Annotated in this window: 21 protein-coding genes and 2 riboswitches; of the genes, 13 read left to right on the top strand and 8 right to left on the bottom strand. The window is 62.4% G+C overall.

Going from position 1 to position 24,309, the window contains the following annotated elements; translation table 11 throughout:
• Positions 1-98 precede the first annotated feature (98 nt).
• Positions 99-683: a Fe-S biogenesis protein NfuA gene (gene nfuA, locus RHM69_RS06530; RefSeq protein ID WP_003190728.1), complete on the top strand. Its 585-nt coding sequence runs from the start codon at positions 99-101 to the stop codon at positions 681-683.
• A 117-nt stretch (positions 684-800) separates the two neighbouring features.
• Here the strand turns inward: nfuA and cobM are convergent, their stop codons facing one another.
• From cobM to RHM69_RS06510, 4 genes are all read right to left on the bottom strand, one after another.
• Positions 801-1,547: a precorrin-4 C(11)-methyltransferase gene (cobM, locus tag RHM69_RS06525; protein WP_020301554.1), complete on the bottom strand. Its 747-nt coding sequence runs from the start codon at positions 1,545-1,547 to the stop codon at positions 801-803.
• A 70-nt stretch (positions 1,548-1,617) separates the two neighbouring features.
• Positions 1,618-2,010, bottom strand: coding sequence for a cobalamin biosynthesis protein (locus RHM69_RS06520; RefSeq protein ID WP_060767534.1), 393 nt, complete (start codon positions 2,008-2,010; stop codon positions 1,618-1,620).
• Positions 2,007-2,711: a CbtA family protein gene (locus tag RHM69_RS06515; protein WP_102666566.1), complete on the bottom strand. Its 705-nt coding sequence runs from the start codon at positions 2,709-2,711 to the stop codon at positions 2,007-2,009. Before RHM69_RS06515 ends, RHM69_RS06520 begins: the two co-directional genes overlap by 4 nt.
• Before the next feature lie 11 nt (positions 2,712-2,722).
• Positions 2,723-2,911 (bottom strand): CbtB domain-containing protein, encoded by a 189-nt coding sequence (locus tag RHM69_RS06510; protein ID WP_003190735.1) that lies wholly within the window; start codon positions 2,909-2,911, stop codon positions 2,723-2,725.
• 95 nt (positions 2,912-3,006) lie between these two features.
• Positions 3,007-3,219: riboswitch (cobalamin riboswitch) on the bottom strand.
• Positions 3,220-3,410: 191 nt separating this feature from the next.
• On the opposite strand from RHM69_RS06510, the gene RHM69_RS06505 reads away from it, so the two are divergent.
• From RHM69_RS06505 to RHM69_RS06485, 5 genes are all read left to right on the top strand, one after another.
• Positions 3,411-4,778 (top strand): M10 family metallopeptidase C-terminal domain-containing protein, encoded by a 1,368-nt coding sequence (locus RHM69_RS06505; RefSeq protein WP_003190737.1) that lies wholly within the window; start codon positions 3,411-3,413, stop codon positions 4,776-4,778.
• A gap of 64 nt (positions 4,779-4,842) precedes the next feature.
• Positions 4,843-5,043, top strand: a riboswitch (cobalamin riboswitch).
• Between the two features lie 92 nt (positions 5,044-5,135).
• On the top strand, positions 5,136-6,197 hold the full coding sequence (cobW, locus tag RHM69_RS06500) for a cobalamin biosynthesis protein CobW (RefSeq protein ID WP_014718278.1): 1,062 nt from the start codon (positions 5,136-5,138) through the stop codon (positions 6,195-6,197).
• Positions 6,198-6,199: 2 nt separating this feature from the next.
• Complete coding sequence (cobN, locus tag RHM69_RS06495; protein WP_014718279.1) at positions 6,200-9,961, top strand: cobaltochelatase subunit CobN; 3,762 nt, start codon at positions 6,200-6,202, stop codon at positions 9,959-9,961.
• A gap of 125 nt (positions 9,962-10,086) precedes the next feature.
• Entirely contained in the window at positions 10,087-11,091 is a 1,005-nt protein-coding gene (locus tag RHM69_RS06490; RefSeq protein WP_073452323.1) for an ATP-binding protein, read from the top strand.
• Positions 11,092-11,144: 53 nt separating this feature from the next.
• A complete protein-coding gene (locus RHM69_RS06485; protein ID WP_019820242.1) occupies positions 11,145-11,747 on the top strand; it encodes a vWA domain-containing protein in 603 nt (200 codons plus the stop codon).
• Between the two features lie 114 nt (positions 11,748-11,861).
• Here RHM69_RS06485 and RHM69_RS06480 read toward each other — a convergent pair whose 3' ends face one another.
• Positions 11,862-12,809, bottom strand: coding sequence for a DUF1853 family protein (locus RHM69_RS06480; protein WP_073452327.1), 948 nt, complete (start codon positions 12,807-12,809; stop codon positions 11,862-11,864).
• A gap of 144 nt (positions 12,810-12,953) precedes the next feature.
• Between RHM69_RS06480 and RHM69_RS06475 the strand changes: the two genes are divergently transcribed.
• The 6 genes from RHM69_RS06475 to pepN are packed head-to-tail and all read left to right on the top strand — an operon-like array spanning position 12,954 to position 19,454.
• Positions 12,954-13,844, top strand: a complete 891-nt coding sequence (locus tag RHM69_RS06475) for an NAD(+) kinase (protein ID WP_003217892.1) — start codon at positions 12,954-12,956, stop codon at positions 13,842-13,844.
• Positions 13,841-14,815 carry a metallophosphoesterase gene (locus tag RHM69_RS06470; RefSeq protein ID WP_162471688.1) on the top strand — a complete coding sequence of 325 codons (975 nt, stop codon included), beginning with the start codon at positions 13,841-13,843 and terminating at the stop codon, positions 14,813-14,815. The genes RHM69_RS06475 and RHM69_RS06470 overlap by 4 nt, the downstream gene beginning before the upstream one ends.
• A complete protein-coding gene (locus RHM69_RS06465) occupies positions 14,812-15,681 on the top strand; it encodes a rhomboid family intramembrane serine protease (protein WP_072434500.1) in 870 nt (289 codons plus the stop codon). The genes RHM69_RS06470 and RHM69_RS06465 overlap by 4 nt, the downstream gene beginning before the upstream one ends.
• A 14-nt stretch (positions 15,682-15,695) precedes the next feature.
• Positions 15,696-15,956 (top strand): YeaC family protein, encoded by a 261-nt coding sequence (locus tag RHM69_RS06460; protein ID WP_003190750.1) that lies wholly within the window; start codon positions 15,696-15,698, stop codon positions 15,954-15,956.
• A complete protein-coding gene (locus RHM69_RS06455; RefSeq protein ID WP_014718285.1) occupies positions 15,953-16,783 on the top strand; it encodes a DUF2797 domain-containing protein in 831 nt (276 codons plus the stop codon). The genes RHM69_RS06460 and RHM69_RS06455 overlap by 4 nt, the downstream gene beginning before the upstream one ends.
• Positions 16,784-16,796: 13 nt before the next feature.
• Positions 16,797-19,454, top strand: a complete 2,658-nt coding sequence (pepN, locus tag RHM69_RS06450) for an aminopeptidase N (protein ID WP_073452330.1) — start codon at positions 16,797-16,799, stop codon at positions 19,452-19,454.
• Between the two features lie 121 nt (positions 19,455-19,575).
• Here the strand turns inward: pepN and RHM69_RS06445 are convergent, their stop codons facing one another.
• The 3 genes from RHM69_RS06445 to RHM69_RS06435 are packed head-to-tail and all read right to left on the bottom strand — an operon-like array spanning position 19,576 to position 22,874.
• On the bottom strand, positions 19,576-20,433 hold the full coding sequence (locus tag RHM69_RS06445; protein WP_073452332.1) for a metal-dependent hydrolase: 858 nt from the start codon (positions 20,431-20,433) through the stop codon (positions 19,576-19,578).
• A gap of 15 nt (positions 20,434-20,448) precedes the next feature.
• Positions 20,449-21,339 carry an SDR family NAD(P)-dependent oxidoreductase gene (locus RHM69_RS06440; protein ID WP_073452335.1) on the bottom strand — a complete coding sequence of 297 codons (891 nt, stop codon included), beginning with the start codon at positions 21,337-21,339 and terminating at the stop codon, positions 20,449-20,451.
• Positions 21,336-22,874: a flavin-containing monooxygenase gene (locus RHM69_RS06435; RefSeq protein WP_073452337.1), complete on the bottom strand. Its 1,539-nt coding sequence runs from the start codon at positions 22,872-22,874 to the stop codon at positions 21,336-21,338. Before RHM69_RS06435 ends, RHM69_RS06440 begins: the two co-directional genes overlap by 4 nt.
• Before the next feature lie 287 nt (positions 22,875-23,161).
• On the opposite strand from RHM69_RS06435, the gene RHM69_RS06430 reads away from it, so the two are divergent.
• Positions 23,162-24,160 (top strand): alpha/beta fold hydrolase, encoded by a 999-nt coding sequence (locus RHM69_RS06430; protein WP_014718290.1) that lies wholly within the window; start codon positions 23,162-23,164, stop codon positions 24,158-24,160.
• The last annotated feature ends 149 nt before the right edge of the window (positions 24,161-24,309 follow it).

Raw genomic sequence — 24,309 nt, 5'->3', positions numbered from 1 at the left:
AGGCCAACAGGAACAGGTCTTTCCCGACAAAAATACTCGGACTTTGTACCTGCGTAATAATTTGGCGTAAACTGCGGGCAAGCCTGTGAGGAGTTTCCATGACTGCCATAACCATTACCGACGCCGCCCACGATTACCTGGCTGACCTGCTGTCCAAGCAGAACACCCCGGGTATCGGCATCCGCGTCTTTATCACCCAGCCCGGCACCCAGTATGCCGAGACTTGCATTGCCTACTGCAAGCCCGGCGAAGAGAAGCCTGAAGACACCGCCCTGGGGCTCAAAAGCTTCACCGCGTACATCGATGCCTTCAGCGAAGCCTTCCTGGACGACGCCGTGGTCGACTACGCCACCGACCGTATGGGCGGCCAGTTGACCATCAAAGCGCCCAACGCCAAGGTGCCGAACGTCAACGCCGACAGCCCGGTCAACGAGCGCATCAATTATTACCTGCAAACCGAGATCAACCCGGGGTTGGCCAGCCACGGCGGCCAGGTGAGTCTGATCGACGTGGTGGATGACGGTATCGCCGTGCTGAAATTCGGCGGCGGCTGCCAGGGCTGCGGCCAGGCGGACGTGACCTTGCGTGAGGGCATCGAGCGCACGCTGCTGGAACGTATTCCTGAACTCAAGGGTGTACGTGACGTGACTGATCACACGCAGAAAGAAAACGCCTACTACTGAGTAAGGTGTTCACTGCGAACATAAAAGACGGCGCCTCGTGAGCGCCGTTTTTTATTATTTAAATTCATAGAGTTGCAAAATATATCTGATAAAGCAGATCAAGTGTGGGAGCTGGCTTCAGGGGCGATAGAGGTGCGCATGCCCTGCGCGGTACAGCGACGACTCGCTGAAGCTGTCACTGGCCAACACCTGCCCCACCACAATCAACGCTGTCCGCCGAAACCCCTTCGCCGCAACTTTCTCGGCAATGTCACTCAGCGTACCGACCACCCAATCCTGATCCGGCCAGGTGGCACGGTGTACCACGGCAATCGGGCAGTCCGAACCGTAATGCGGCAGCAGCTCGGCAACGATTTTCTCCAGATGATTGACCCCCAGATGAATCGCCATCGTGGTGCCATGTCGCGCCAGGCTGTCGAAGTCTTCACCGGGGGGCATGCTGGTTTTATCGGCGTAACGGGTCAGGATCACGCTTTGGGCGATGTCCGGCAGGGTCAGTTCGGTCTCCAGCAGGGCCGCGCACGCGGCGACCGCCGTGACCCCTGGAATGATCTGGAAAGGGATGCCCAGCTCACGCAAATGGCGTATTTGTTCACCAATCGCCCCATACAGGCTGGGATCACCGGAGTGCACCCGCGCCACGTCCTGGCCTTGGGCATGGGCCGTCTTGATCAGCTCGATGATCTGCTCCAGGTGCAGTTCGGCGCTGTTGACCACCTGGAGCGCCTGATGACCTTCCAGCACGGCGGCGGGCACCAGCGAGCCGGCGTAGATGATCACCGGGCAACTGCGGATCAGCCGCTGGCCCTTGACGGTGATCAATTCCGGGTCACCGGGGCCGGCGCCGATAAAGTAGACGGTCATGGAGAAATCCTGTTGAAAAACGGGCGAGCATGAACACGGCTCATGCTCAAGAGCGGAAATTATCGGGTTTTTAGCCCGCGCAGGCTAACGCAAAGGTGGCCTGCGCGCTTTTTTGACGGGTGATCAGCAGGCGGGCAGGGCTGTCGGACAGCTGTTCGGCGAGGGCCAGGGCGGCGCTTTCGGCCACGCCGTAACAGCCGGTGTGAGCAAAAGCCAGCGCTGAGCGATGGCTCAGCCGATGTTCATAGCCCGCCAGGTGCTCGGCGCTGAAGCACTGCAAGGGCAGGTTCAATCGCTGGGCCAGTGCCAGCAGCCCAGGTTCATCGCGTTTGTGGTCAATGCTTGCCAGCGCGGTCACGCGTGAGCGATCAATGCCGGCCTCGGCCAGGGCGCTGTCGAGCAACGCCAGCAGGCTGTGAACCTCACAGCCCCGCTGGCAGCCCAAGCCGACAACCAGGATCATGCCGAGTATTGGTCGTCGCGGTTGCGGCGGAACAACCAGGCGCTGATCAGGCCCAAGGCCAGCCAGAAAGCGACGTTGGTCAATTGCGAGGCGATCTTGAACTGCGCTTCGAGCGCCTCCGGGGCCAGCATCGAATGTGCCTCAGGTTGCGGCGCGCCGATGACGTGGGGCACGGCAAGAATCGCCAGCCCAAGGCCTTTCAACAGCCAGTTGCGGCCGAACACGATCAGCGCCAGGCCGGCGGCGGTGGAGGCTGCGGTGCCGATCCACCAGGTCTGGCGCAGTGTCAGGTCCGCCGCCGCAGTGCCCGGCAGTTCCGGTGGCAGGCCCAGGGTGGGGGCCAGTACAAAGGTCGCGTAGCCGGCCAGGCCCCAGAGCAGGCCTTGCGCGGTGCGGGTCGGCGCACGCAGCGTGTAGAGGCCGGCGAGCATCAGTGCAAAGCCTACGGCCACCACCAGGTTGCCTCCAGTGGTGGACAACACCCGCTGCCAGCCATCTTCCGGCTCCCAGGCTTGGGCATCGTGGCTGTGGGCTGCAGCGCCAGCGGCGTGCTCATGCACCATTTCGGAGTCTGGCGGGGCTTTTTCAAAGCTTTCCGCCTGCAGAATCAGCGGTGCCACCCAGAAACTTTGCAGCAGGGTCAGCAGCAAGGCAGCCAATAGCCCAGTGAAACCTGCGGTTTGCGCAATACGCTTGATCATGTCGGCAGCTCTCAATGGCACGGGAACGCGGCGCTGTGGCGGGTATCGTGGGCGGCGTTGTGCACTGCCTCGATATGCGAGAACCCGGCGAAATACACCAGGCACGCGCCAAGGATCGACGCACCGATGGCGGCGGTCAGGCGTTGGCTGAGGGTGGCGGTGCTAGTGGCGGTGTGCGAAGTGCTGCTGATGATCGACATGGCGCGTCCCTTTCAGGTGTCAGGGTGAAACGAGCGCATGAAAACCCCACGCGCCAGGCACGCAGGGTTCGAACAGCGCCCGCCCACCGCGGGTTTGTTATCTGAATTTTTCGGGCCGGTCTCCGGGCTTGCGAGGGGCGGCTCATCAAAGAGTCCTCCTGAAAGCATCGCCTTCCCATGCAAAAGCACAGTGGCCATGACGCTTCGCTCGCTTACCGTTGCGGGGGCAGCACCGGACTTGTCATTGGATTTGACGCACCGGTTTCCCGTTTCACCCTGTGAAGGGCACCCGAAACAAGGTGTGTAGGAGAGCATGGTGTGCAGGTCAGCGTCAATTGGATGAGGACACCTACGAAGTGCACGGCGATGAAGTATTTGCAGACGCAATAGGCAGACACGCGATGTATGAAGTGTTTGGGAACGCCTGCGCTTTTTTCGATAACTCAGAAGGAAACCCGGTTTATCTCCCCGCGCAACATTGAAATTAACGGTGGGCTTTATGCGACTTTCCAATACGCTGCAAAGTTTTCATGCGCCGCTTGCTGGCGATCAGCAATCAGCGGTGGCCGATGCGACCCTCAGGCCCAACGACCCCTCTGAATCGAACGTTGATAAACCCTCTTTCACGGTTGATCAGGCCGCGCGTCAAATCACTCGAACCGGCCATCGTTGGTTTGACGCCAATCGCGACGGCATCACGCAGATCTCCTATTCATTCAACAAGCACGCAAGAGGGCACACGGCGTTCAATGCGACCCAGAAAGAGCAGGCCCGGCGCTCGATGCAATCGTGGGAGGATGTCGCGAATGTTTCATTCCAGGAAGGCAGTCGTCGCCCCGAGGGGCTTCTAGCGTTCTCCAATAGCACGGACTACGAGGTCGCCTTCGGCCAGTATCCGGGCCAGGAAGGTAAAGTGCTGATCAATCCCCGATTTGGCACCAATACTAATCCAGCCTTGCACAACCATGGGCGAATGACCCTGACCCATGAAATTGGGCACAACCTGGGCCTGTTACACCCAGGCACCTATAATTTTGGTAATCCCAATTACCGCGATCACGCCTTATATGCTCAGGATACGCGGGCTTACAGCGTGATGAGCTACTTCGATGCACCTGAAGCGGGTAAACACTTCAATGGAAAGTTACCGTCGGCGCCGATGATGGATGATATCGCCGCTGCGCAGCGGGTTTATGGTGCCAATAACACGACGCGCAATTCAGATACCACCTATGGCTTCAACTCCAATGCGGGACGAGACTATCTGGAGTTGAACTCGCGTCACGATACGGCCTTGTTTTGTGTATGGGACGGTGGTGGTGTCGATACGTTGGACTTTTCCAAGTATCACCAAAACCAGACTATCAATTTGCGGGCGGAGTCCTTTTCGGATGTTGGCGGCCTGGTGGGGAATGTTTCCATTGCCAAGGGGGTTACGCTGGAGAATGCAATCGGCGGCTCCGGGCATGACTCGATCATTGGTAACCAAGCAAACAACGTGCTTAAAGGTGGGGCGGGTGCGGATCGACTCCGAGGTGCGGGGGGCGCTGACACCTTCGCTTACGACAATGCCAGCGACTCCACGCCGGAATATCCCGATCAGATTATGGATTTTGTCACGGGTGTGGACAGAATCGATCTGTCGAACCTGCTGGGCAACGCGGGGGTTGATGCCCTGAGGTTCGTCAGGCGGCTGACGGGCAAACCAGGTGAAGCGATTCTGGATTACAACCGTACGACTAACCTGTCTAGGCTGGCCATCGACCTCACAGGGAATGGCCGATTTGATTTTTTCCTCAAGGCTTACGGCCCGATCAATGTGCCCGACATCATCACCGCCAATCCTGGCAGGCAGCGCTACGCCTAGTTGGCCGCTGCCTGGACCGACTTGCCGGTAGGTGCTTGAGCATTGACCGCCTGCCGTGCACTGCGTAGCCTTGCACCCTCGAGGTTCTTCGGCCCAGGCCGAAGCTAAGAAGGGAACGCGGTTCAAGCCGCGGCTGCCCCCGCAACTGTGAAGGGTTCAGTTGACTGCCACGCCACTGCCGATAGGGCGGGAAGGCGCAGTCAGCGTTGGTCGCAAGACCTGCACACCCCAAGCCAGGAGACCTGCCTCGCAACCGATTTTCCAATTCAACCGGGCGGGGTGATCCGGTGACGAAATCCGCTGCTGCGCGCCGCCGCAGGGCCTGTCGTCCCGTATGCCCGCCCCAAAGGGCATTCGATGAAAACACTGGCCAAACTTCCCGTCACCATCGTTACCGGCTTCCTTGGCTCGGGCAAAACCACGCTGTTGCGCCATATGCTCGACAACGCCCAGGGCCGTCGCATTGCGGTGATCGTCAACGAGTTCGGCGAGCTGGGCATCGACGGTGAAATCCTCAAGCAGTGTTCTATCGGTTGCACCGAAGAAGAAGCCAATGGCCGCGTCTACGAACTGGCCAACGGTTGCCTGTGCTGCACGGTGCAGGAAGAGTTCTTTCCGGTGATGCGCGAATTGGTCGCCCGTCGCGGTGACCTGGACCATATCCTCATCGAAACCTCGGGCCTGGCCCTGCCCAAGCCGTTGGTGCAAGCCTTCCAGTGGCCGGAAATCCGCAGCGCCTGCACCGTTGACGCGGTGATCACCGTGGTCGACAGCCCGGCCGTGGCCGCCGGTACCTTTGCCGCCTTCCCGGACCAGGTCGACGCCCAGCGCAAACTTGACCCGAACCTGGACCACGAGTCGCCGTTGCATGAGTTGTTCGCCGACCAACTGGCCAGCGCCGACCTGGTGATCCTCAACAAAAGCGACCTGATCAGCGCCGAAGACCTGGCCCGCGTGCGCCTGGAGGTCGCCGAAGAACTGCCGGCCGCGGTGAAGATCATCGAAGCCAGCAGCGGTCGCCTGCCTCTGGACGTGCTGATCGGCCTGGGCGCCGGTTCCGAGGAACATATCGACGGGCGTCACAGCCATCACGACCATCACCACGAAGGTGAAGACGACCACGATCACGATGCCTTTGACTCCATCTCCATCGACTTGCCCCAAGCCGATGAGGCGCTGCTGCTCGACGCCCTGACCCAATTGGTGGTGCAGCACGGCATCCTGCGGGTGAAAGGGTTTGCCGCGATCCCCAACAAACCGATGCGCCTGCTGATCCAGGGCGTGGGCACGCGCTTTGACAAGCACTTCGACCGTGCCTGGGGCGCTGACGAAGCACGCACCACGCGCCTGGTGCTGATCGGCCAGGAACTGGACGCCGCCGGCCTCGAAGCGCAATTGCGCGCTGCCCTCAGCGTTTAACCATGCACCTGCTCAGGACCCAACCCGGTGGTTTCGTCGCGGACGACAATATAGCCGACCTTGGCCAGACCCCCGCTGAACTGGTGATCCTGTGCAGCGGCGATTCCAGCCTGGCGCTGCTCGCCGAAGCCGCCCAGCAATTGCCCGAGGATTACCCCAGCCTGCGCCTGGCCAACCCGATGCAGGTGCAGAACCATGCCTCGGTCGACCTGTACGTTGACGAGGTATTGCGCCACGCCAAGGTCATCCTGCTGTCATTGCACGGCGGCATCGGGTATTGGCGCTACGGCATCGAGCGCCTGGTGGAGTTGGCCGAACGCGGCGTCACCCTGATCCTGGTGCCGGGTGACGACCGTCCAGACCCGGAACTCAGCGGCCTGAGCACCGTTGCGGCCGAACACCGCGAGCGCCTGTGGCACTTCCTGCGCCAAGGTGGCCTGGGCAATGCCCTGGATTTTTACCACTGCCTGGCCAGTGCCCACCTGGGCCGCGACTATGCCTGGGCCGAGCCGCAAGCGCTGCCGCGCACGGCGATCTATCACCCGCACAACGCCAATGCCCGCCTCAATGACTGGCAGGCCGATTGGCACGCTGATTGGCCGGTGGCTGCGGTGCTGTTCTACCGCTCCCATTTACAGGCGGCCAATACCGGTTTTATTGATGTGTTCTGCCAGCGCTTACAGGCGGCGGGCCTCAACCCCTTGCCTGTCGCGGTGGCCAGTTTGAAAGAACCCGGCTGCCTCACGGTGGTCGAGGACCTGCTGGATGACGTGCAAGCCGCGGTAATTCTGAACACCACCGGCTTTGCCCAATCGAGCCCGGAAGCGCCGCATTTGCGCCCGTTTCGCCGCAATATCCCGGTGATCCAGGCGATCTGCGCCCAGGACAACCAGCCCGGCTGGCAGGCCAGCGAACAAGGCCTGGGGCCCCGCGACCTGGCGATGCACATTGCCTTGCCGGAGTTGGACGGGCGCATCATCAGCCGGCCGATCAGTTTCAAGGACCTGGCCTGGCGCAGCGAGCGCAGCCAGTCGGACGTGGTGTGCTACCGCGCAGCGCCCGAACGCATGGATTTTGTCGCTGAGCTGGCACGCCGTTGGGTCGAGTTGGCGCGGGTGCCCAATGCCGAGAAACGGATTGCGTTGATCCTCGCCAACTACCCGACCCGCGACGGTCGCATCGGCAACGGCGTAGGCCTGGACACCCCTGCGGCAGCGCTGAATATCCTGCGCGCCTTGCAAGCCGAGGGCTACCCGGTGGCGGAGCGGCTACCCGACAGCGGCACCGCGCTGATCCACGAACTGCTCGGCGGCGTCACCAACGATCTCGACAGCCTCGACCTGCGCCCCTGCCATCAAAGCCTGAGCCTTGTGGAATACCAGGCGATGTTTGATCGTTTGCCGGCCTCCAATCGCCAGGCCGTGCTGGAGCGTTGGGGCGCGCCGCAAAACGATCCGATGTGCCGCGATGGCCGCTTGATGGTCGCCGGCCTGCGCCTGGGCCTGACCTTTGTCGGCATCCAGCCGGCCCGGGGTTACCAGGTAGATGCCAGCGCGGTGTACCACGACCCGGACCTGGTGCCGCCCCATGGCTACCTGGCGTTCTATTTCTGGCTACGCCATACCTACGGCGCCCACGGCGTGATCCATGTGGGCAAGCACGGCAACCTGGAGTGGCTGCCCGGCAAAGGCGTGGGCCTGTCGGAGCACTGCTGGCCGGATGCATTGCTGGGGCCGCTGCCGAATATCTACCCGTTTATCGTCAACGACCCGGGTGAGGGCGCCCAGGCCAAGCGGCGCACCCAGGCGGTGATCATCGACCACCTGATGCCACCGCTGACCCGCGCCGAAACCTACGGCCCGTTGCGTGACCTTGAGTTATTGGCCGACGAATATTACGAGGCGCAATTGCTTGACCCGCGCCGTGCGCTGGAGCTGCAAAAAGACATCCTCAAACTGGTGCGCGAAACCCGTATCGACCAGGAGCTTGAACTGGGCAGTGAGGCGGACGCGGCGGTGTGGCTGCCGCGCCTGGATACCTACCTGTGCGACTTGAAGGAATCGCAGATCCGCGATGGCCTGCATATCTTTGGCGAGTCGCCCGAGGGCCGCTTGCGTATCGACACCTTGCTGGCGCTGTTGCGCATTCCCCGTGGCGATGGCCGGGGCCCGCAGTCGAGCCTGCTGCGAGTGTTGGCCAAGGCATTCGACCTGGGGTTTGATCCGCTCGATTGCGCACTGGCCGAGCCCTGGACGGGGCGGCGCCCGTTGGTGTTGCAGAAGATTGACGATCAGCTGTGGCGTACGGCCGGGGATACCCGTGAACGTCTGGAGTTGTACGCGGCGCGCTTGATCGAGCAGGCACTGGAAGGCCCCATCGAACAGTTGGAAGAGCCCGGCTGGCAGGAGGTGAAGGCGGTGATCGAAGGCCTGCGCATCGTCGTAGCGCCACGCCTGGATGCCTGCGGCCCCGCAGAGATGCGTGGCTTGCTCGATGCCTTGAGTGGGCGTTTTGTCCCGGCGGGGCCCAGCGGTGCGCCGAGTCGCGGTCGGCTGGATGTGCTGCCTACGGGGCGTAACTTCTTTACCGTGGACGTACGCAACCTGCCAACCACCACGGCCTGGCGTCTCGGATTCCAGTCGGCCAACCTGATTCTTGAGCGGCACCTGCAAGACCACGGTGACCACCTGCGTCAGCTCGGCCTGTCGGTATGGGGCACTGCCACCATGCGCACTGGCGGGGACGATATCGCCCAAGCCATGGCGCTGATGGGCGTGCGCCCGGTATGGGCCACCGGCAGCCAGCGGGTGGACGATTTCGAGATCCTGCCGATCAGCTTATTGGACCGTCCGCGCGTGGACGTGACCCTGCGCGTGTCCGGGTTCTTCCGCGATGCGTTTGCCAACCTGATCCGCCTGTTCGATGCGGCGGTGCAGGCGGTGGCGGCCCTGGATGAACCCGACGACATGAACCCGCTGGCCGCCAAAGTGCGCAGTGAACGCCAAGCATTGCTTGAGGCGGGCCTGGATGAAGGTGCCGCGGCCAAGCAAGCCGGCTGGCGCATTTTCGGCGCCAAACCGGGTGCCTATGGCGCGGGCGTGCAGGGCGCGATTGACGGGCGCTTGTGGCAGAGCCGCGAGGACTTGGCCGAGGTCTACCTGAACTGGGGTGGCTACGCTTACGGGGGGGCTGACGAAGGCACTGCGGCCCGCGAGCAATTTGCCCAGCGGTTGAGCCAGGTGCAGGCGGTGTTGCAGAACCAGGACAATCGCGAGCACGACTTGCTCGACTCCAACGACTACTACCAATTCCAGGGCGGCATGCTGGCCGCCGTGGAAACCCTGAGCGGCGAAAAGGCCGCCAGCTACCATGGCGACCACAGCCAGCCGGACGTGCCGAAAATCCGCACCTTGAAGGAAGAGCTCAACCGGGTGATCCGTTCCCGTGCGGCCAACCCCAAGTGGATCGAAGGCGTGAAGCGCCATGGCTATAAAGGCGCGTTTGAAATGGCCGCGACCGTGGACAACCTGTTCGCCTTCGACGCTACCACCGCGCTGATTGACGATCACCAATACGCCTTGCTCGCCGATGCCTACCTGCTGGACCCTGATACCCGTGCCTTTGTGCAACAGCACAACCCAGATGCCCTGCGCGACATGACCGAGCGCATGCTCGAAGCCCAGCAACGTGGCTTGTGGCAGGCACCGGGGGCGTACCGCGAAGCCTTGGAAAACCTGTTGCTGGACATAGAAGAAGACAGCTGAGTGATCGTTCCCACGCTCCGCGTGGGAATGCAGCCCGTGACGCTCTGCGTCACAAGAACGGACGCCGAGCGTCCAGCGAAGCGTTCCCACGCGGGAGCGTTGGAACGAGCTATTAAGAGTTGACTATGACTGATACTCCCCATTTCCCGCTGTCCGCCGTGGTCGGCGCCGATGACTTGAAGCTCGCGCTGTGCCTGGCGGCCATCGACCCGAAGATCGGCGGCGTGCTGATCGAAGGGCCACGGGGTATGGCCAAGTCGACCCTGGCCCGTGGGTTGGCGGACCTGCTGGCCAGCGGGCAGTTTGTCACTTTGCCCCTGGGCGCAACCGAAGAGCGCCTGGTCGGCACCCTGGACCTGGATGCCGCGCTGGGCGAAGGCCGCGCGCAATTCTCCCCCGGCGTGTTGGCCAAGGCCGACGGCGGGGTGTTGTACGTGGATGAAGTCAACCTGCTGGCCGACCACTTGGTGGACCTGCTGCTGGACGTAGCCGCCAGCGGCACCAACCTGATCGAACGCGACGGGATTTCCCATCGCCATGCGGCGCGCTTTGTGTTGATCGGCACCATGAACCCGGAGGAGGGCGAGCTGCGCCCGCAGTTGCTCGACCGCTTCGGCTTCAACGTGGCATTGAGCGGGCAAACCTTGCCCGCCGAGCGCGGGCACATCATCCGTCGTCGCCTGGATTTCGACACTGACCCGGCGGCGTTCTGCGCGCAGTGGGCGCCAGCGCAAGCTGCCTTGCGCGAACGCTGCACCCTGGCGCGGGCACGGCTAGACAGTATCGCCCTGGATGACCAGGCGTTGGCCCACATCACCGAGCGCTGCTTTGCCGCTGGAGTCGACGGCCTGCGTGCCGACCTGGTCTGGTTGCGTGGCGCCCGTGCCCATGCGGCGTGGCGTGGCGCTGTCGCTATTGAGCAGGAAGATATCGACGCGGTGGCGGAGTTCGCCTTGCGCCATCGACGTCAGCAGCAAGCGCCTGCAGGCGCGCCGCCCCCGCCGAATGACGGGCCGTCATCGTCACCCTCCGACACCTCGCCCGGCCAAGGCCAGTGGGGCGATATGCCCGCACCCGCCTTGCCCACGGGCGCCCGCCGCGATGTACCCACCTGGCCAAAAAAGCCCTAGGCATCCGCCCCCGAGCTGACACGGGGGCGGATGCCCGGCCCCAGGCGGGGCGATTGAACACCGGCCGGCAGGGCAAGGCCCGCAGCGCACAGCGCGGGGCGATCAATTGGCCGGGCACGTTGCTGGGTGGGCGGCCGCAATGCCGTGAGGACCTGCTGTTCCACCTGCGCAGCCGGTCGGCTCCTGAACTGTGGCTGGTGATTGTCGATGCCTCGGCGTCCACGCGGCGCCATCGGGCGTTGACCGATGCCAAGGGTTTGTTGGCTCAGCTGTTTGACGATGCTTATCGGCAACGGGCGCGCATGGCGTTATTGACGGCCAGCGGGCAATCGCCGAAGTGGCAGGTGCAAGGCTTGAAGGCGGCGAAAGGCTTGGCCGATTGGTTGGGGCAGTTGGGAGCAGGCGGCGGGACGCCGTTGCTGGCTGCGCTGACGGAGGCGGGGCATTGGTTGGCGGCACGGCGCAAGCGCTATCGGGCCGAGCAACAGAAGCTGCTGGTGGTGACCGATGGGCGGCTCAAGGCGACGGGCGCGCTGCCGCGGTTGGAGTGTCCAGGCATGCTGATTGACATCGAACGTGGGCCTATCAGGTTGGGGCGTGCTGAGGAATTGGCGGTCGGATTGCAGTTGGAGTATCAGCACATCGATAAGTTGTAGCGCCTGGGCTATCGCCATCGCAGGCAAGCCAGCTCCCACATTGTGGCGGCGCCGCCGGTTCCATGTGGGAGCTGGCTTGCCTGCGATGAGGCCCTCAATTACACCGCACACCTATCAGCCTGTCCCCGGTACATTCGGCCAAAGATCGGCCACCAGAAACAACCGCTCTGCTTCTTCCCACTCCTCACCGTTCGGCACCATGCGCACCAGCAACTGCGCCGGGGCCATCGGGTCCAGGTCTGCCAGCCAGCCTTTCATCTGCACTTCACTCCACACTTCATCGGCCGGGTAATGCGCGGGCGCCAGCCAGGCATGGCGGGGCAGGGGTTGCCAACGGCCCTCTGGGCGGGTGCTGACAAAGTCTGTCCAGTCGCGCTGATGCAACCAGCGCCCACGCAGATGCTGCGGGTGTGCGCCGAGGGGGGAGTGCGCCGCGCCGGGCCAGGGGTAGAGCAGATAGCCGCCGAGCCACAAATGCGCATCGAACGCTTGGATATCCAGCGCCGCCAAGGCCTCGCGGCTTTCTGCCCGCGCAGAGATTGGCAATTGATGCTCGGCCAGGTGTGCCAGCTTGCGGTCCAGCCGATCATGGCAGCCAGGCCCCAGCCATTGCGTAGCGTCCTGGCCGTTGCCGTCCTGCGGGCCCAGGTAGAGTTTGATCGCCAGTTCCAGGTGGTGCACCCCCTCGCGGTCGCGCAGCAGCATGTCCAACTCGCCCAGCGTGTGCCCGGCACGGCGGATCGGCAGGTTGGCGGCCAGCAACTCCACGCCCGGCGCATGCTGCACCGCAAATTGCCACAAGCGCTCGTAGTACAGGCCCAGGCGCCGGGTACGTGCCAGGCTCAACCACTGCTGCAACGCGCTGCTGTCCTGGTCCAGCTGGCGCAGCCAGGCTTCGAGTTGGTGAGGGGCTTGCACCCAGTCACTGCCCGCCAGCGGATGGCGCTGCGGCCAAGGCGTCTGCGCCAGCATCGGTGGTGCGAGCATCACCCACGCCAGGTCGCGCACCTCGGGGTGGCGCAGTTGGCGGGGCAGGGTGTGCAAGTCGGGGAATGGCGTCATGGTCCGAGCATAGCCTTTTCAGCGCGCAGAAGGTGCCTGAGAACCATTGTCATCAAGGCGTGGCGGCGACAAAGGATTTTGCCTGAGACGGCCTTTCGCCCATAATCGCTCTTTTTGCCTCACCCCAGATCCCGCAGGAGCCCCATGGAGCAATTTCGCAATATCGGCATTATCGGTCGCCTGGGCAGTACCCAGGTGTTGGACACCGTCCGCCGGCTGAAGAAGTTTCTGCTCGAGCGCCACCTGCATGTGATCCTCGAAGACACCATCGCTGAAATCCTCCCTGGCCACGGCCTGCAAACCTCGTCGCGCAAGATGCTCGGCGAGGTGTGCGACATGGTCATCGTGGTCGGTGGCGATGGCAGCCTGCTCGGCGCTGCCCGGGCGCTGGCGCGGCATAACGTGCCGGTGCTGGGGATCAACCGCGGCAGCCTGGGGTTCCTCACCGACATCCGCCCCGATGAGCTGGAAGTCGAAGTGGCCAAGGTGCTCGACGGCCATTACCTGGTGGAGAACCGCTTCCTACTGCAGGCCGAAGTGCGCCGCCATGGCGAGGCGATCGGCCAGGGCGATGCCCTTAACGACGTGGTGCTGCACCCCGGCAAATCCACGCGCATGATCGAGTTCGAGCTGTATATCGACGGCCAGTTCGTCTGCAGCCAGAAGGCCGACGGCCTGATCGTCGCCACACCCACCGGTTCTACCGCCTACGCGCTGTCGGCCGGCGGCCCGATCATGCACCCCAAGCTCGATGCCATTGTGATCGTGCCGATGTACCCCCATATGTTGTCCAGTCGGCCAATTGTGGTCGATGGCAACAGTGAGCTGAAAATCGTGGTGTCCAAAGACATGCAAATCTACCCGCAAGTCTCCTGCGACGGGCAGAACCATTTCACCTGCGCCCCCGGTGACACCATCACCGTGAGCAAGAAGGCACAGAAGTTGCGCTTGATCCACCCGCTGGATCACAACTACTACGAAGTGTGCCGCACCAAGTTGGGCTGGGGCAGCCGCTTGGGAGGTGGAGGCGACTGATGCTCGATCCCGCGCGTAGCTACGACCTGATTGGTGACGTGCACGGTTGCGCTCATACCCTTGAGCACTTGCTCGACCAATTGGGTTACCACAAGCAGGGCGGCACTTGGCGCCATCCGTCACGCATGGCGGTGTTCCTGGGCGATATCATCGACCGTGGCCCGCGCATCCGTGAGGCGCTGCATATCGTCCACGATATGACCGAGGCCGGCCAGGCGCTGTGCATCATGGGCAACCACGAGTTCAATGCGCTGGGCTGGACCACGCCGGCCCCGCCGGGCAGCGGCAAGCAGTTTGTGCGTGAGCACAACCCGCGCCACGCCCGCTTGATCCAAGAGACCCTGACCCAGTTCGAACACCACCCGGCTGATTGGCACGACTTCCTCGGCTGGTTCTACGACATGCCGCTGTTTGTCGATGCCGGGCGTTTCCGCGTGGTGCACGCGTGCTGGGACGACAGTTTTATCCAGCCGCTGCGCGCGACCTTCCCGGATGGCTGCATCGACCCGCACTTCCTGCAAGCCGCCGCCGTACCGGGCAGTTTCGCCTGCAATGCATTCGACCGCCTGTTGCGCGGCACCGATATGCGCCTGCCCGATGGGCTCACCCTGACCGGTGGCGATGGCCTGACGCGTTCGTTCTTTCGCACCAAGTTCTGGGAAGACGACCCCAAGACCTACGGCGACATCGTGTTCCAGCCCGACGCCTTGCCGGAGCCGGTGGCACGCACGCCGTTGTCGTCCACACAAAAGAATTCTTTGCTGCGCTATGGCGTCGATGAACCGCTGTTGTTCGTCGGCCACTACTGGCGCAGCGGCAAACCCGCGCCGATCCGCCCGAACCTGGCCTGCCTGGACTACAGCGCGGTGCTGTACGGCAAGCTGGTGGCGTATCGACTGGACCAGGAAACCCAGCTGGATCCGCGTAAATTCGTATGGGTCGACGTTGAGCGACCAGAGGCCATTCCATGAGTACCGTAGCTGTATTGCGCTTGCCCCTGAGCGTCGACCTGGGTGGTTTCGTCAAGTTGCTGCACCGCATGCAGGTGCCGCACCGCGTCAGCGAGGAGGCCGGTGAACAGGTGCTGTGGGTGCCCGAGGCCATCAGCGACGACGTGCGCGTGCTGTATCAACGTTTCCCCGCTGGCGACCCGGACCAGCAACTGGATATTCCCGAGCAGGCGCCGGTTGCGCGGCCGGGCTTTGTCCAGCAAGTGCGCCATAGCCCGGTCACCGCGCTGGTTTTGCTGGCCAGCCTTATCGTCGCGGCCGTGACGTTGCTCGGCGCTAACCTGCAAACCATGGCCTGGCTGACCTTCCTGCCATTCCGGGTGCTGGGCGAGTACATCCAGTTCACGCCGTTGGCCGACACCCTGGCCTCGGGGCAGTGGTGGCGCTTGGTCACGCCGATGCTGATCCACTTCGGCATCCTGCATCTGGCGATGAACGGCATGTGGTACTGGGAGCTGGGTCGGCGCATTGAAGCGCGCCAGGGCAGCATCAACCTGCTGGGCCTGACCCTGTTGTTCAGCCTGGTCTCCAACTACGCGCAATACGCCTACGGTGGCCCCGGCTTGTTTGGCGGCTTGTCTGGCGTGTTGTACGGCCTGCTCGGGCACTGCTGGATCTTTCAATTATTGTCGCCCAACCCGGCCTATCGCCTGCCCCGTGGGGTGCTGGTGATGATGCTGGTGTGGTTGTTGCTCTGCCTGTCGGGGCTGGTCTCGATGATCGGTTTCGGCGAAATCGCCAACGCGGCCCATGTGGGCGGGTTGGTCATCGGTTGCTTGACGGGTTTGCTCGGCGGTTTGTACAACCGTCGCAAAGCGTCTCTTTGATAAGGAAGAGCCTTATGTCCTCTTTTGCTGAAATGATCGAAAACATCACCCCGGACATCTACGAGAGCCTCAAGCTCGCGGTAGAGATCGGCAAATGGTCCGATGGCCGCAAGCTCACCGCCGAGCAGCGCGAATTGTCGTTGCAAGCGATGATCGCCTGGGAGATCCAGAACCTGCCCGAAGAGCAGCGCACCGGCTATATGGGCCCGCAGGAGTGCGCGTCCAAATCCGCGCCAGTACCGAATATCCTGTTCAAGTCGGATGCGATCCATTGATTGAAATTGGTCGCGGTGCAGTCAGCAAAATGTCGGCGCAGCTCGGTGAGCCGACCGTTCAATACGCCTTTCGCTTAGGAAGCACCGAGGTGCCGGTCAATCCGCTGATCGGTACCCATATCCGCCTGGAATACCTGGGCGCGATTCATTGCAGCCATTGCGGGCGCAAGACCAAGACCAGCTTCAGCCAGGGCTACTGCTACCCCTGCATGACCAAGCTGGCCCAGTGTGACCTGTGCATCATGAGCCCCGAGCGTTGCCATTACGACGCCGGTACCTGCCGCGATCCGGGCTGGGGCGAGACATTCTGCATGACCGACCACGTGGTGTACCTGGCCAACTCGTCGGGCATCAAGGTCGGCATTACGCGTGCTACGCAGTTGCCCACCCGTTGGCTGGACCAGGGCGCCAGCCAGGCGCTGCCGATCATGCGCGTGGCGACACGTCAGCAATCGGGCTTCGTCGAAGACCTGTTCCGCAGCCAGGTGGCCGACAAGACCAACTGGCGCGCCTTGCTCAAGGGCGACGCGCAAGCGGTGGACCTCAAGCAGGTGCGTGATGAGCTGTTCGCCTCTTGCGCCGAGGGCTTGCTGGGTTTGCAGGAACGCTTTGGCCTGCAAGCCATCCAAACCATTGCCGACATCGAGCCGATTGAAATCCGCTACCCGGTCGAGCAGTATCCGACCAAGATCGTCAGCTTCAACCTGGACAAGAACCCGATTGCCGAAGGCACGCTGCTGGGGATCAAGGGCCAATACCTGATCTTCGACACCGGCGTCATCAACATTCGTAAATACACGGCCTATCAGCTCGCCGTGCATCAGTAGAAGGATCCCCAGCATGCGCACCGAACAACCGAAGATGATTTACCTTAAGGACTATCAGGCGCCGGACTACCTGATCGACGAGACGCACCTGACCTTCGAGTTGTTCGAGGACCACAGCCTGGTCCACGCGCAGCTGGTGATGCGCCGCAACCCCGAGCGCGGCGCCGGTTTGCCGCCATTGGTGCTCGATGGCCAGCAACTTGAGCTGTTGAGTGTCAACCTGGCCGACCAGCCGTTGACGGACGCTGACTACCAGCTGACCGACAGCCACCTGACCGTGCAGCCCAACAGTGAGACCTTCACCCTCGACACCACCGTCAAGATCCACCCAGAAACCAACACCGCCCTGGAAGGCTTGTACAAATCCAGCGGTATGTTCTGCACCCAGTGCGAGGCCGAAGGTTTCCGCAAGATCACCTATTACCTCGACCGCCCGGACGTGATGAGCGTGTTCACCACCACGGTGATCGCCGAGCAGCACAGCTATCCGGTGCTGTTGTCCAACGGCAACCCGATCGCCAGCGGCCCCGGTGAAGACGGCCGGCACTGGGCGACCTGGGAAGACCCGTTCAAGAAACCGGCCTACCTGTTTGCCTTGGTGGCCGGTGACCTGTGGTGCGTTGAAGACAGCTTCACCACCATGACCAACCGCGAAGTCGCGCTACGCATCTACGTCGAGCCGGAAAATATCGACAAGTGCCAGCACGCCATGACCAGCCTGAAAAAATCCATGCGCTGGGACGAAGAGACCTACGGCCGCGAGTACGACCTGGACATCTTCATGATCGTCGCGGTCAACGACTTCAACATGGGCGCCATGGAGAACAAGGGCCTTAACATCTTCAACTCCAGCGCCGTGCTGGCCCGCGCCGAAACCGCTACAGACGCCGCTCACCAGCGCGTCGAAGCCATCGTTGCCCACGAATACTTCCATAACTGGTCGGGCAACCGCGTGACCTGCCGCGACTGGTTCCAACTGTCGCTCAAGGAAGGCTTCACCGTGTTCCGTGACTCGGGCTTCTCTGCCGACATGAACTCGGCCACAGTCAAACGCATCCAGGACGTGGCGTACCTGCGTACCCACCAGTTCGCTGAAGATGCCGGCCCCATGGCCCACGCCGTGCGCCCGGACAGCTTTATCGAGATCTCCAACTTCTACACCCTGACCGTGTATGAAAAGGGCTCGGAAGTGGTCGGCATGATCCACACCTTGCTCGGTGCCGAGGGCTTTCGCAAAGGCAGCGACCTGTATTTCGAACGCCATGACGGCCAGGCCGTGACCTGCGATGACTTCATCAAGGCCATGGAAGACGCCAACGGCGCCGACCTCAGCCAGTTCAAGCGCTGGTACAGCCAGGCAGGTACCCCGCGCCTGGCGGTAAGCGAGGCCTACGATGCGGCGGCCAAGACCTACAGCCTGACCTTCCGCCAGAGCTGCCCACCCACTCCGGATAAGGTCGAGAAGTTGCCCTTCGTGATCCCGGTGGCGCTGGGCTTGCTGGACGGGCAGGGCGCCGGCATTGCCTTGCGCCTGGCCGGTGAAGCGACGGCGGGCGACACTTCGCGGGTAATTTCGGTAACCGAAGCGGAACAGACCTTTACCTTCGTCGACATCGCTGAAAAACCCTTGCCTTCGTTGCTGCGTGGTTTCTCGGCGCCGGTGAAGCTCAGCTTCCCCTACAGCCGCGATCAACTGATGTTCCTGATGCAGCACGACAGCGACGGTTTCAACCGCTGGGATGCCGGCCAGCAGTTGGCCGTGCAGGTGTTGCAGGAGCTGATCGGCCAGCATCAGGCGGGCCAGCCGCTGAAGCTTGATCAACGCTTGATCGACGCGCTGCGCACGGTGTTGAGTGATGAAAGCCTGGACCAGGCCATGGTCGCCGAAATGCTCTCGTTGCCGAGCGAAGCCTACCTCACGGAAATCAGCGAGGTGGCGGATGTGGACGCTATCCACGCTGCCCGCGAGTTTGCCCGCAAGCAACTGGCCGACAACCTGTTCGAAGGCTTGTGGCTGCGCTACCAGGCCAACCGCGAGCTGTCCAAGCAAACGCCTTACGTGGCAGAAGCCGAGCACTTCGCCCGGCGTGCGCTGCAGAACATCGCGCTGTCGTACCTGATGCTCAGCGGCAAGCCAGAAGTGTTGGCGGCCACCCTGGATCAGTTCGACACCAGCGATAACATGACCGAACGCCTGACGGCGTTGGCGGTGTTGGTGAACTCGCCGTTTGAAGCAGAGAAAGCCCAGGCCTTGGCGGTGTTTGCCGAAAACTTCAAGGACAACCCGCTGGTCATGGACCAATGGTTCAGCGTACAGGCCGGCAGCACCTTGCCGGGCGGGCTGGCGCGGGTCAAGGCGTTGATGGAGCACCCGGCGTTCACCATCAAGAACCCCAACAAGGTGCGCGCACTGGTGGGCGCATTTGCCGGGCAGAACCTGATCAACTTCCATGCGGCGGATGGCTCGGGCTACCGCTTCCTGGCCGACCTGGTAATCCAGCTCAATACCTTGAACCCGCAGATCGCCTCGCGCCAACTGGCGCCGCTGACACGCTGGCGTAAATACGACAGCGCACGGCAGGCGCTGATGAAAGCGGAGCTGGAGCGCATCCTGGGTGCGGGTGAACTGTCCAGCGATGTGTTTGAGGTGGTCAGCAAGAGCCTGGCGTAACCCTCACTGCCTTAACGCGATCCCCCTGTGGGAGCGGGCTTGCTCGCGAAGGCGGCGTGTCAGTCGACATCAATATGACTGACCCACCGCTTTCGCGAGCAAGCCCGCTCCCGCATTTAGGTCAGGAGGCGTCAGTTTGATAAGCGTCGTAGCTGCGGCGCGTGCGCTCTATCTCTTCGACCAACCGGTCAATGCCCGCCAATCGTGCCCGGTTGTCATGATCCCAGGGATGAAAGCCCGGCTTGAAGTAATGCAGCCACGGCCGGCACATCCGTGGAAACACACCCTTGGGCCCATACAAGAACTTCACCATGCGCCACAAGCCCTTCAGCGTGCCGCCCGAAGTGCGGTCGGCGATCAACAGGCGCACGTGAAAATCCAGCACCACCACCCAGAACAGCACGCTGGTGGTCAGCATGGTGCCGGTGCGCAGCAGGTAACGTGCAGGCCCTGGCTTGATCACCCTGTTCCACACATCGAACGCCACGGCTTTGTGTTCGGTTTCTTCCAGGGCGTGCCAGTACCACATCTGCTGGTAACCCTTGAGTGAGTCGCCAAAGCGCGAAGGGTCGCTCAGCAGGATTTCCGCGAGCATGGCGGTGTAGTGTTCCAGGGCGATGGTCACCGCCAGGTTGAACGACGCCGGCAGGTGTTTTTTCTGCAGGTCGAGGAAGAACTTCAAGCGTCGGTCAAGGGTGTGCGCCGGCAGGCCGGCCGCTTGCAGCAAGTCGTTATACGCCACGTGTTCACGGCTGTGCATGGCCTCCTGGCCGATAAACCCCTGGATCTCTTTTTTCAGTTCGGCATCGTCGATCTGCCCACGGTAGTGGCGCACGCTGTCCATGAAGAACAGCTCGCCCTGGGGAAACAGCAGCGACAGGGCATTGAAGAAATGGCTGACCACAGGCCCTTGTTCGTGCCAGTTCTTGATGCGCTCGGCAGGCAAGGCAAAACGGATATCGCGACGGATCGGCAGCATGGTGCGTGCTCCTGTTCAGAGTCGAGGCTCGTCGTTGGTTTCAAACACGGGCGTGCGCGGCTTGGGCGCCATGCGCTTGCTGGCAAACACCACCAGGGCCTGATAGGCCGCCGGCAGGCAACGGGCGAGCAGGTCGAAGAAATAGGCATCGCGGCCAATCAGCACGCGACGCTTGTTTTTGCGTACGCCTTGCAGGATCACTTTGGCGGCCTGGTCGGCGTCGGTGATGAAGAGTTTTTCGAAATCGGCGCGGGCTTGTTGCTCGCTGTGGATGAGAAAGCCGGTCATGTTCGCGTCGATGCGGCTGCTGCGGCAGATGTCGGTACGAATGCCACCGGGGTGCACACAGGTGGCCGACACGCCGCAGCGTTGCAGGTCGAGTTCCTGGCGCAAAGCTTCGGTGAAGCCGCGTACCGCGAACTTTGTAGCGTTGTAGCCGCTCATGCCGGGCTGGGCGAACAGGCCGAACACGCTGGACGTATTGATGATATGCCCGTCGCCGCTGGCCTTGAGGTACGGCAGGAATGCCTTGGTGCCATGCACCACTCCCCAGAAGTTGATGCCGACGATCCATTCCAGGTCGGCGTAATCCACGCCTTCGACGGTGCTCGACAGCGCCACCCCGGCATTATTGAAGACCAGGTTGACCTTGCCGTGCTCGGCCACGCAGCGTGCTGCCCAATCGTGCATGGCCTGGCGGTCGGACACGTCCAGCACTTGGGTGGTGACAGTGACGGGCGACAAGGTCGAGGTGCGGATCAGCGCCAGGGTCTGTTCCAGGCCCTGGCTGTTTTTGTCTGCCAGCGCCAAGTGACACCCTTCCCGCGCCAGGGCCAGGGCCAATGAGCGGCCCATGCCGGAAGCCGCGCCGGTGATCGCCGCAACGCGGCCGTTGAATGACTTCATGACAGGCTGCCTTCTGTGGTGGAGTGGGGCGTTGCAACCGCTCGCGGCAGGGCGGGCGCCGGCGCCTGGCTGACGCTGTAGTCTTTGAGGGCAAAATGCCGGGTGACCTGCTTGAAGTGCCAGGTCGAGCCGGGCCACAGCGTGGTGTTCTTGCCGGTGCGCGGGTCGAGGTACCAGCTCTGGCAGCCGCCGGTGTTCCAGATGGTGCGCTTGAGCTTGTCCTGCAACTGCTGGTTGTAGGCGTGCTCCACGGCGGGCTTGACCTCTACCGTGGTAAGGCGCTGGCGCTGCATGTGTTTCAGGGCGTCGAGAATGTACGCGACCTGAGCCTCGATCATCAGGATCATCGAGTTATGCCCCAGGCCGGTGTTGGGGCCCACGATCAGAAACAGGTTCGGGTAGCCCGGCACGGTGGTGCCTTTGTAGGCATGGGCGCCATCGCGCCAGGCATCCATCAGGTCGATGCCGTCACGGCCGATGATGCAGCCACGGGGCAACGGGTCGCTGGCCTGGAAACCCGTGCCGAAGATCAGGCAATCGGCGGGGTGCTTGATACCGTCGGCGGTGATCACGCCGTCGGCTTCGATGCGCAGCACGTTGTCGGTGACCACCTCGACATTGCTGCGCGAGAGTGCCGGGTAGTAATCGTTGGAAATCAGCACGCGCTTGCAGCCGATGGTGTAGTCCGGCGTCAGTGTTTTGCGCAGGGAAGGGCGGGCCACCTGTTTGCGCAGGTGACGCAGGGCGATTTTCTGCACCATTTTCATCAGGCGTGGATGCAGGGCAAAGCCCACCACGCGGCCTTCCAGTGCCCAGTAAAGCGCAGCACGCACCAGCTTCTGGGTGAGCGGTACATGCTTGAACAACCAGCGCTCGGCAGCGGAAATCGGCCGATCAGGCTTGGGCATGATCCACGGCGGTGTGCGCTGGAACAGGTCCAGGTGCGCCACCTGCGGGGCGATCTGCGGCACGAACTGGATGGCGCTGGCACCGGTGCCGATTACCGCCACGCGCTTGCCCTTCAAGGAGTACTCGTGATCCCACTGCTGGGAGTGGAAGCGCTTGCCCTTGAAACTGTCCAGCCCTGGGATATCTGGCATTGCCGGGCGCGACAAGCCCCCCATTCCCGACACCAGCACCCGTGCGCTGACGTGGCGGCCGTTAGTGAAGGTCAGTTGCCAGCGCTGCTGTTGTTCATCAAACAGCGCCCGTTGCAGGCCCATGCCAAAGCGCAGGTAGGGCGCCAGCTCGAAGTGCCTGGCGCAGTCTTCCAGATAGGCACGGATCTCGGGTTGCGCCGCGAACTGTCGCGTCCAGTTCGGGTTGGGCGCAAAGGAAAACGAATACACATGGGACTGCACGTCGCAGGCGCAACCTGGGTAGTGGTTGTCGCGCCATGTACCGCCGAGGGTCTGGGCCTGTTCGGCGATAAAGAAGTCGGTGAGCCCGGCTTCCTTGAGTTTGATCGCCATGCACAGGCCCGCGAACCCGGAGCCAATGATGGCGATGTCGATTGAGTCACTGGGGGCATTCATAGGGCTGCCTCGTCAATAAAGCGCTTGGGCATCGGATGTGCTCCTGTTTTTGTTTTGTCTTTTAGATAGAACACCATTGCAAAGGAAAATTGAATTAATTATTTTAAAAAAGATTTTAAATAATCTACCTGAAAAATTCGCCTACGCTAGGGCCTTGTTGCGCATGAGCGATTTGTCCGACGGACGAACGTGGTATGCATGAAGTCTAGGTCCAGGGTGTGGACGATGGCTGGGGCCAGATCAATTCCGGTCGGGTCGCCAGCAGCAGGGAAGCAGAGGACCGAGCTATGGCTGTCGAATGGGTTGTCGCTGCGGGTGTGCTGGCGGGCGCCAGTGCGGCGTTATGGGGCTTGAGTGCCTGGATGACGCGGCGCATTGAAGCGACCGTGCCGATCAACGGGCGTTTCGTCGAGGTGGATGGCGAGCGCTTTCATTATGTCGAAGAGGGCAAGGGCCCGCCGCTGGTGATGATTCACGGGCTGATGGGCAGCAGTCGCAACCTGACCTATGCCTTGTCCGGCCAGTTGCGTGAGCATTTTCGGGTCATCAGCCTCGACCGGCCGGGCTCAGGCTATTCCACCCGGCACAGCGGCACGCCGGCAGACTTGCCGGCCCAGGCGCGACAAATCGCGGCCTTCATCAAGGCGCTGGATCTGGGCAAACCGCTGATACTGGGGCACTCCCTGGGCGGAGCGATTGCCCTGGCGCTGGCCCTCGACCATCCTCATGCGGTGTCCGGGTTGGTGCTGGTTGCGCCCTTGACTCACCCCCAACGCATGCTGCCGCTGGTGTTTCTGTCTCTGGCCGTGCGCCCGGCCTGGCTGCGGCGCTGGGTGGCGCACACCTTGACCCTGCCCATCGGCCTGCTGACCAAAGACTCGGTGGTGAAGGGCGTATTTGCCCCCGATCCTGCGCCGCCGGACTTTGCCACCCGTGGCGGCGGTTTGCTGGGCATGCGCCCCGACAATTTCTACGCCGCGTCCACCGAGATCAACCGGGTCAACGACCACCTGCCGGAGATGGTCAAGCGCTACTCCCGATTGACCCTGCCCATCGGCCTGATCTACGGCGCGCAGGACAAGGTGCTCGACTTCCAGAAACACGGCCAGGCCCTGGCCAGCAAGGTGCCAGGGCTGAAAATGCAAGTGATCGAAGGCCGTGGGCATATGTTGCCGATCACCGCCACCGAGCGCGTGGCGGCGCTGGTGGAGCAGGTGGCCAAGCGGGCTCGACCCGGCGAGAGCGTCCGGCCGTTAAACCCACCTGTCGCCCTGGCGAGCCAGTAACAGTGCCACCTGACTGCGGCGCCTGGCGTTGACGCCTGCCCCTGAGCACCTGACCAGATGGCTGAAAAGAGACTGCTCGGTCACGGAAAAAAGGGCTGGAGAAACTAGTTGACGACCTAACGATTCCGCGCTATTTATTTAAAAAAATT

Source organism: Pseudomonas sp. CCI1.1 (genome assembly GCF_034348165.1).
GTDB lineage: Bacteria > Pseudomonadota > Gammaproteobacteria > Pseudomonadales > Pseudomonadaceae > Aquipseudomonas > Aquipseudomonas paracarnis.
Note: the sequence above shows the minus strand (reverse complement) of the source record. Positions and strands in the feature narration are given on the sequence as shown.

What these genes read in the sequence shown, in the direction of transcription:
- nfuA (WP_003190728.1), top strand. Translation starts at nt 99, where the DNA reads ATGACTGCCATAACCATTACCGACGCCGCCCACGATTACCTGGCTGAC.
- cobM (WP_020301554.1), bottom strand. Translation starts at nt 1,547, where the DNA reads ATGACCGTCTACTTTATCGGCGCCGGCCCCGGTGACCCGGAATTGATC.
- RHM69_RS06520 (WP_060767534.1), bottom strand. Translation starts at nt 2,010, where the DNA reads ATGATCCTGGTTGTCGGCTTGGGCTGCCAGCGGGGCTGTGAGGTTCAC.
- RHM69_RS06515 (WP_102666566.1), bottom strand. Translation starts at nt 2,711, where the DNA reads ATGATCAAGCGTATTGCGCAAACCGCAGGTTTCACTGGGCTATTGGCT.
- RHM69_RS06510 (WP_003190735.1), bottom strand. Translation starts at nt 2,911, where the DNA reads ATGTCGATCATCAGCAGCACTTCGCACACCGCCACTAGCACCGCCACC.
- RHM69_RS06505 (WP_003190737.1), top strand. Translation starts at nt 3,411, where the DNA reads ATGCGACTTTCCAATACGCTGCAAAGTTTTCATGCGCCGCTTGCTGGC.
- cobW (WP_014718278.1), top strand. Translation starts at nt 5,136, where the DNA reads ATGAAAACACTGGCCAAACTTCCCGTCACCATCGTTACCGGCTTCCTT.
- cobN (WP_014718279.1), top strand. Translation starts at nt 6,200, where the DNA reads ATGCACCTGCTCAGGACCCAACCCGGTGGTTTCGTCGCGGACGACAAT.
- RHM69_RS06490 (WP_073452323.1), top strand. Translation starts at nt 10,087, where the DNA reads ATGACTGATACTCCCCATTTCCCGCTGTCCGCCGTGGTCGGCGCCGAT.
- RHM69_RS06480 (WP_073452327.1), bottom strand. Translation starts at nt 12,809, where the DNA reads ATGACGCCATTCCCCGACTTGCACACCCTGCCCCGCCAACTGCGCCAC.
- RHM69_RS06475 (WP_003217892.1), top strand. Translation starts at nt 12,954, where the DNA reads ATGGAGCAATTTCGCAATATCGGCATTATCGGTCGCCTGGGCAGTACC.
- RHM69_RS06465 (WP_072434500.1), top strand. Translation starts at nt 14,812, where the DNA reads ATGAGTACCGTAGCTGTATTGCGCTTGCCCCTGAGCGTCGACCTGGGT.
- RHM69_RS06460 (WP_003190750.1), top strand. Translation starts at nt 15,696, where the DNA reads ATGTCCTCTTTTGCTGAAATGATCGAAAACATCACCCCGGACATCTAC.
- pepN (WP_073452330.1), top strand. Translation starts at nt 16,797, where the DNA reads ATGCGCACCGAACAACCGAAGATGATTTACCTTAAGGACTATCAGGCG.
- RHM69_RS06445 (WP_073452332.1), bottom strand. Translation starts at nt 20,433, where the DNA reads ATGCTGCCGATCCGTCGCGATATCCGTTTTGCCTTGCCTGCCGAGCGC.
- RHM69_RS06440 (WP_073452335.1), bottom strand. Translation starts at nt 21,339, where the DNA reads ATGAAGTCATTCAACGGCCGCGTTGCGGCGATCACCGGCGCGGCTTCC.
- RHM69_RS06435 (WP_073452337.1), bottom strand. Translation starts at nt 22,874, where the DNA reads ATGAATGCCCCCAGTGACTCAATCGACATCGCCATCATTGGCTCCGGG.
- RHM69_RS06430 (WP_014718290.1), top strand. Translation starts at nt 23,162, where the DNA reads ATGGCTGTCGAATGGGTTGTCGCTGCGGGTGTGCTGGCGGGCGCCAGT.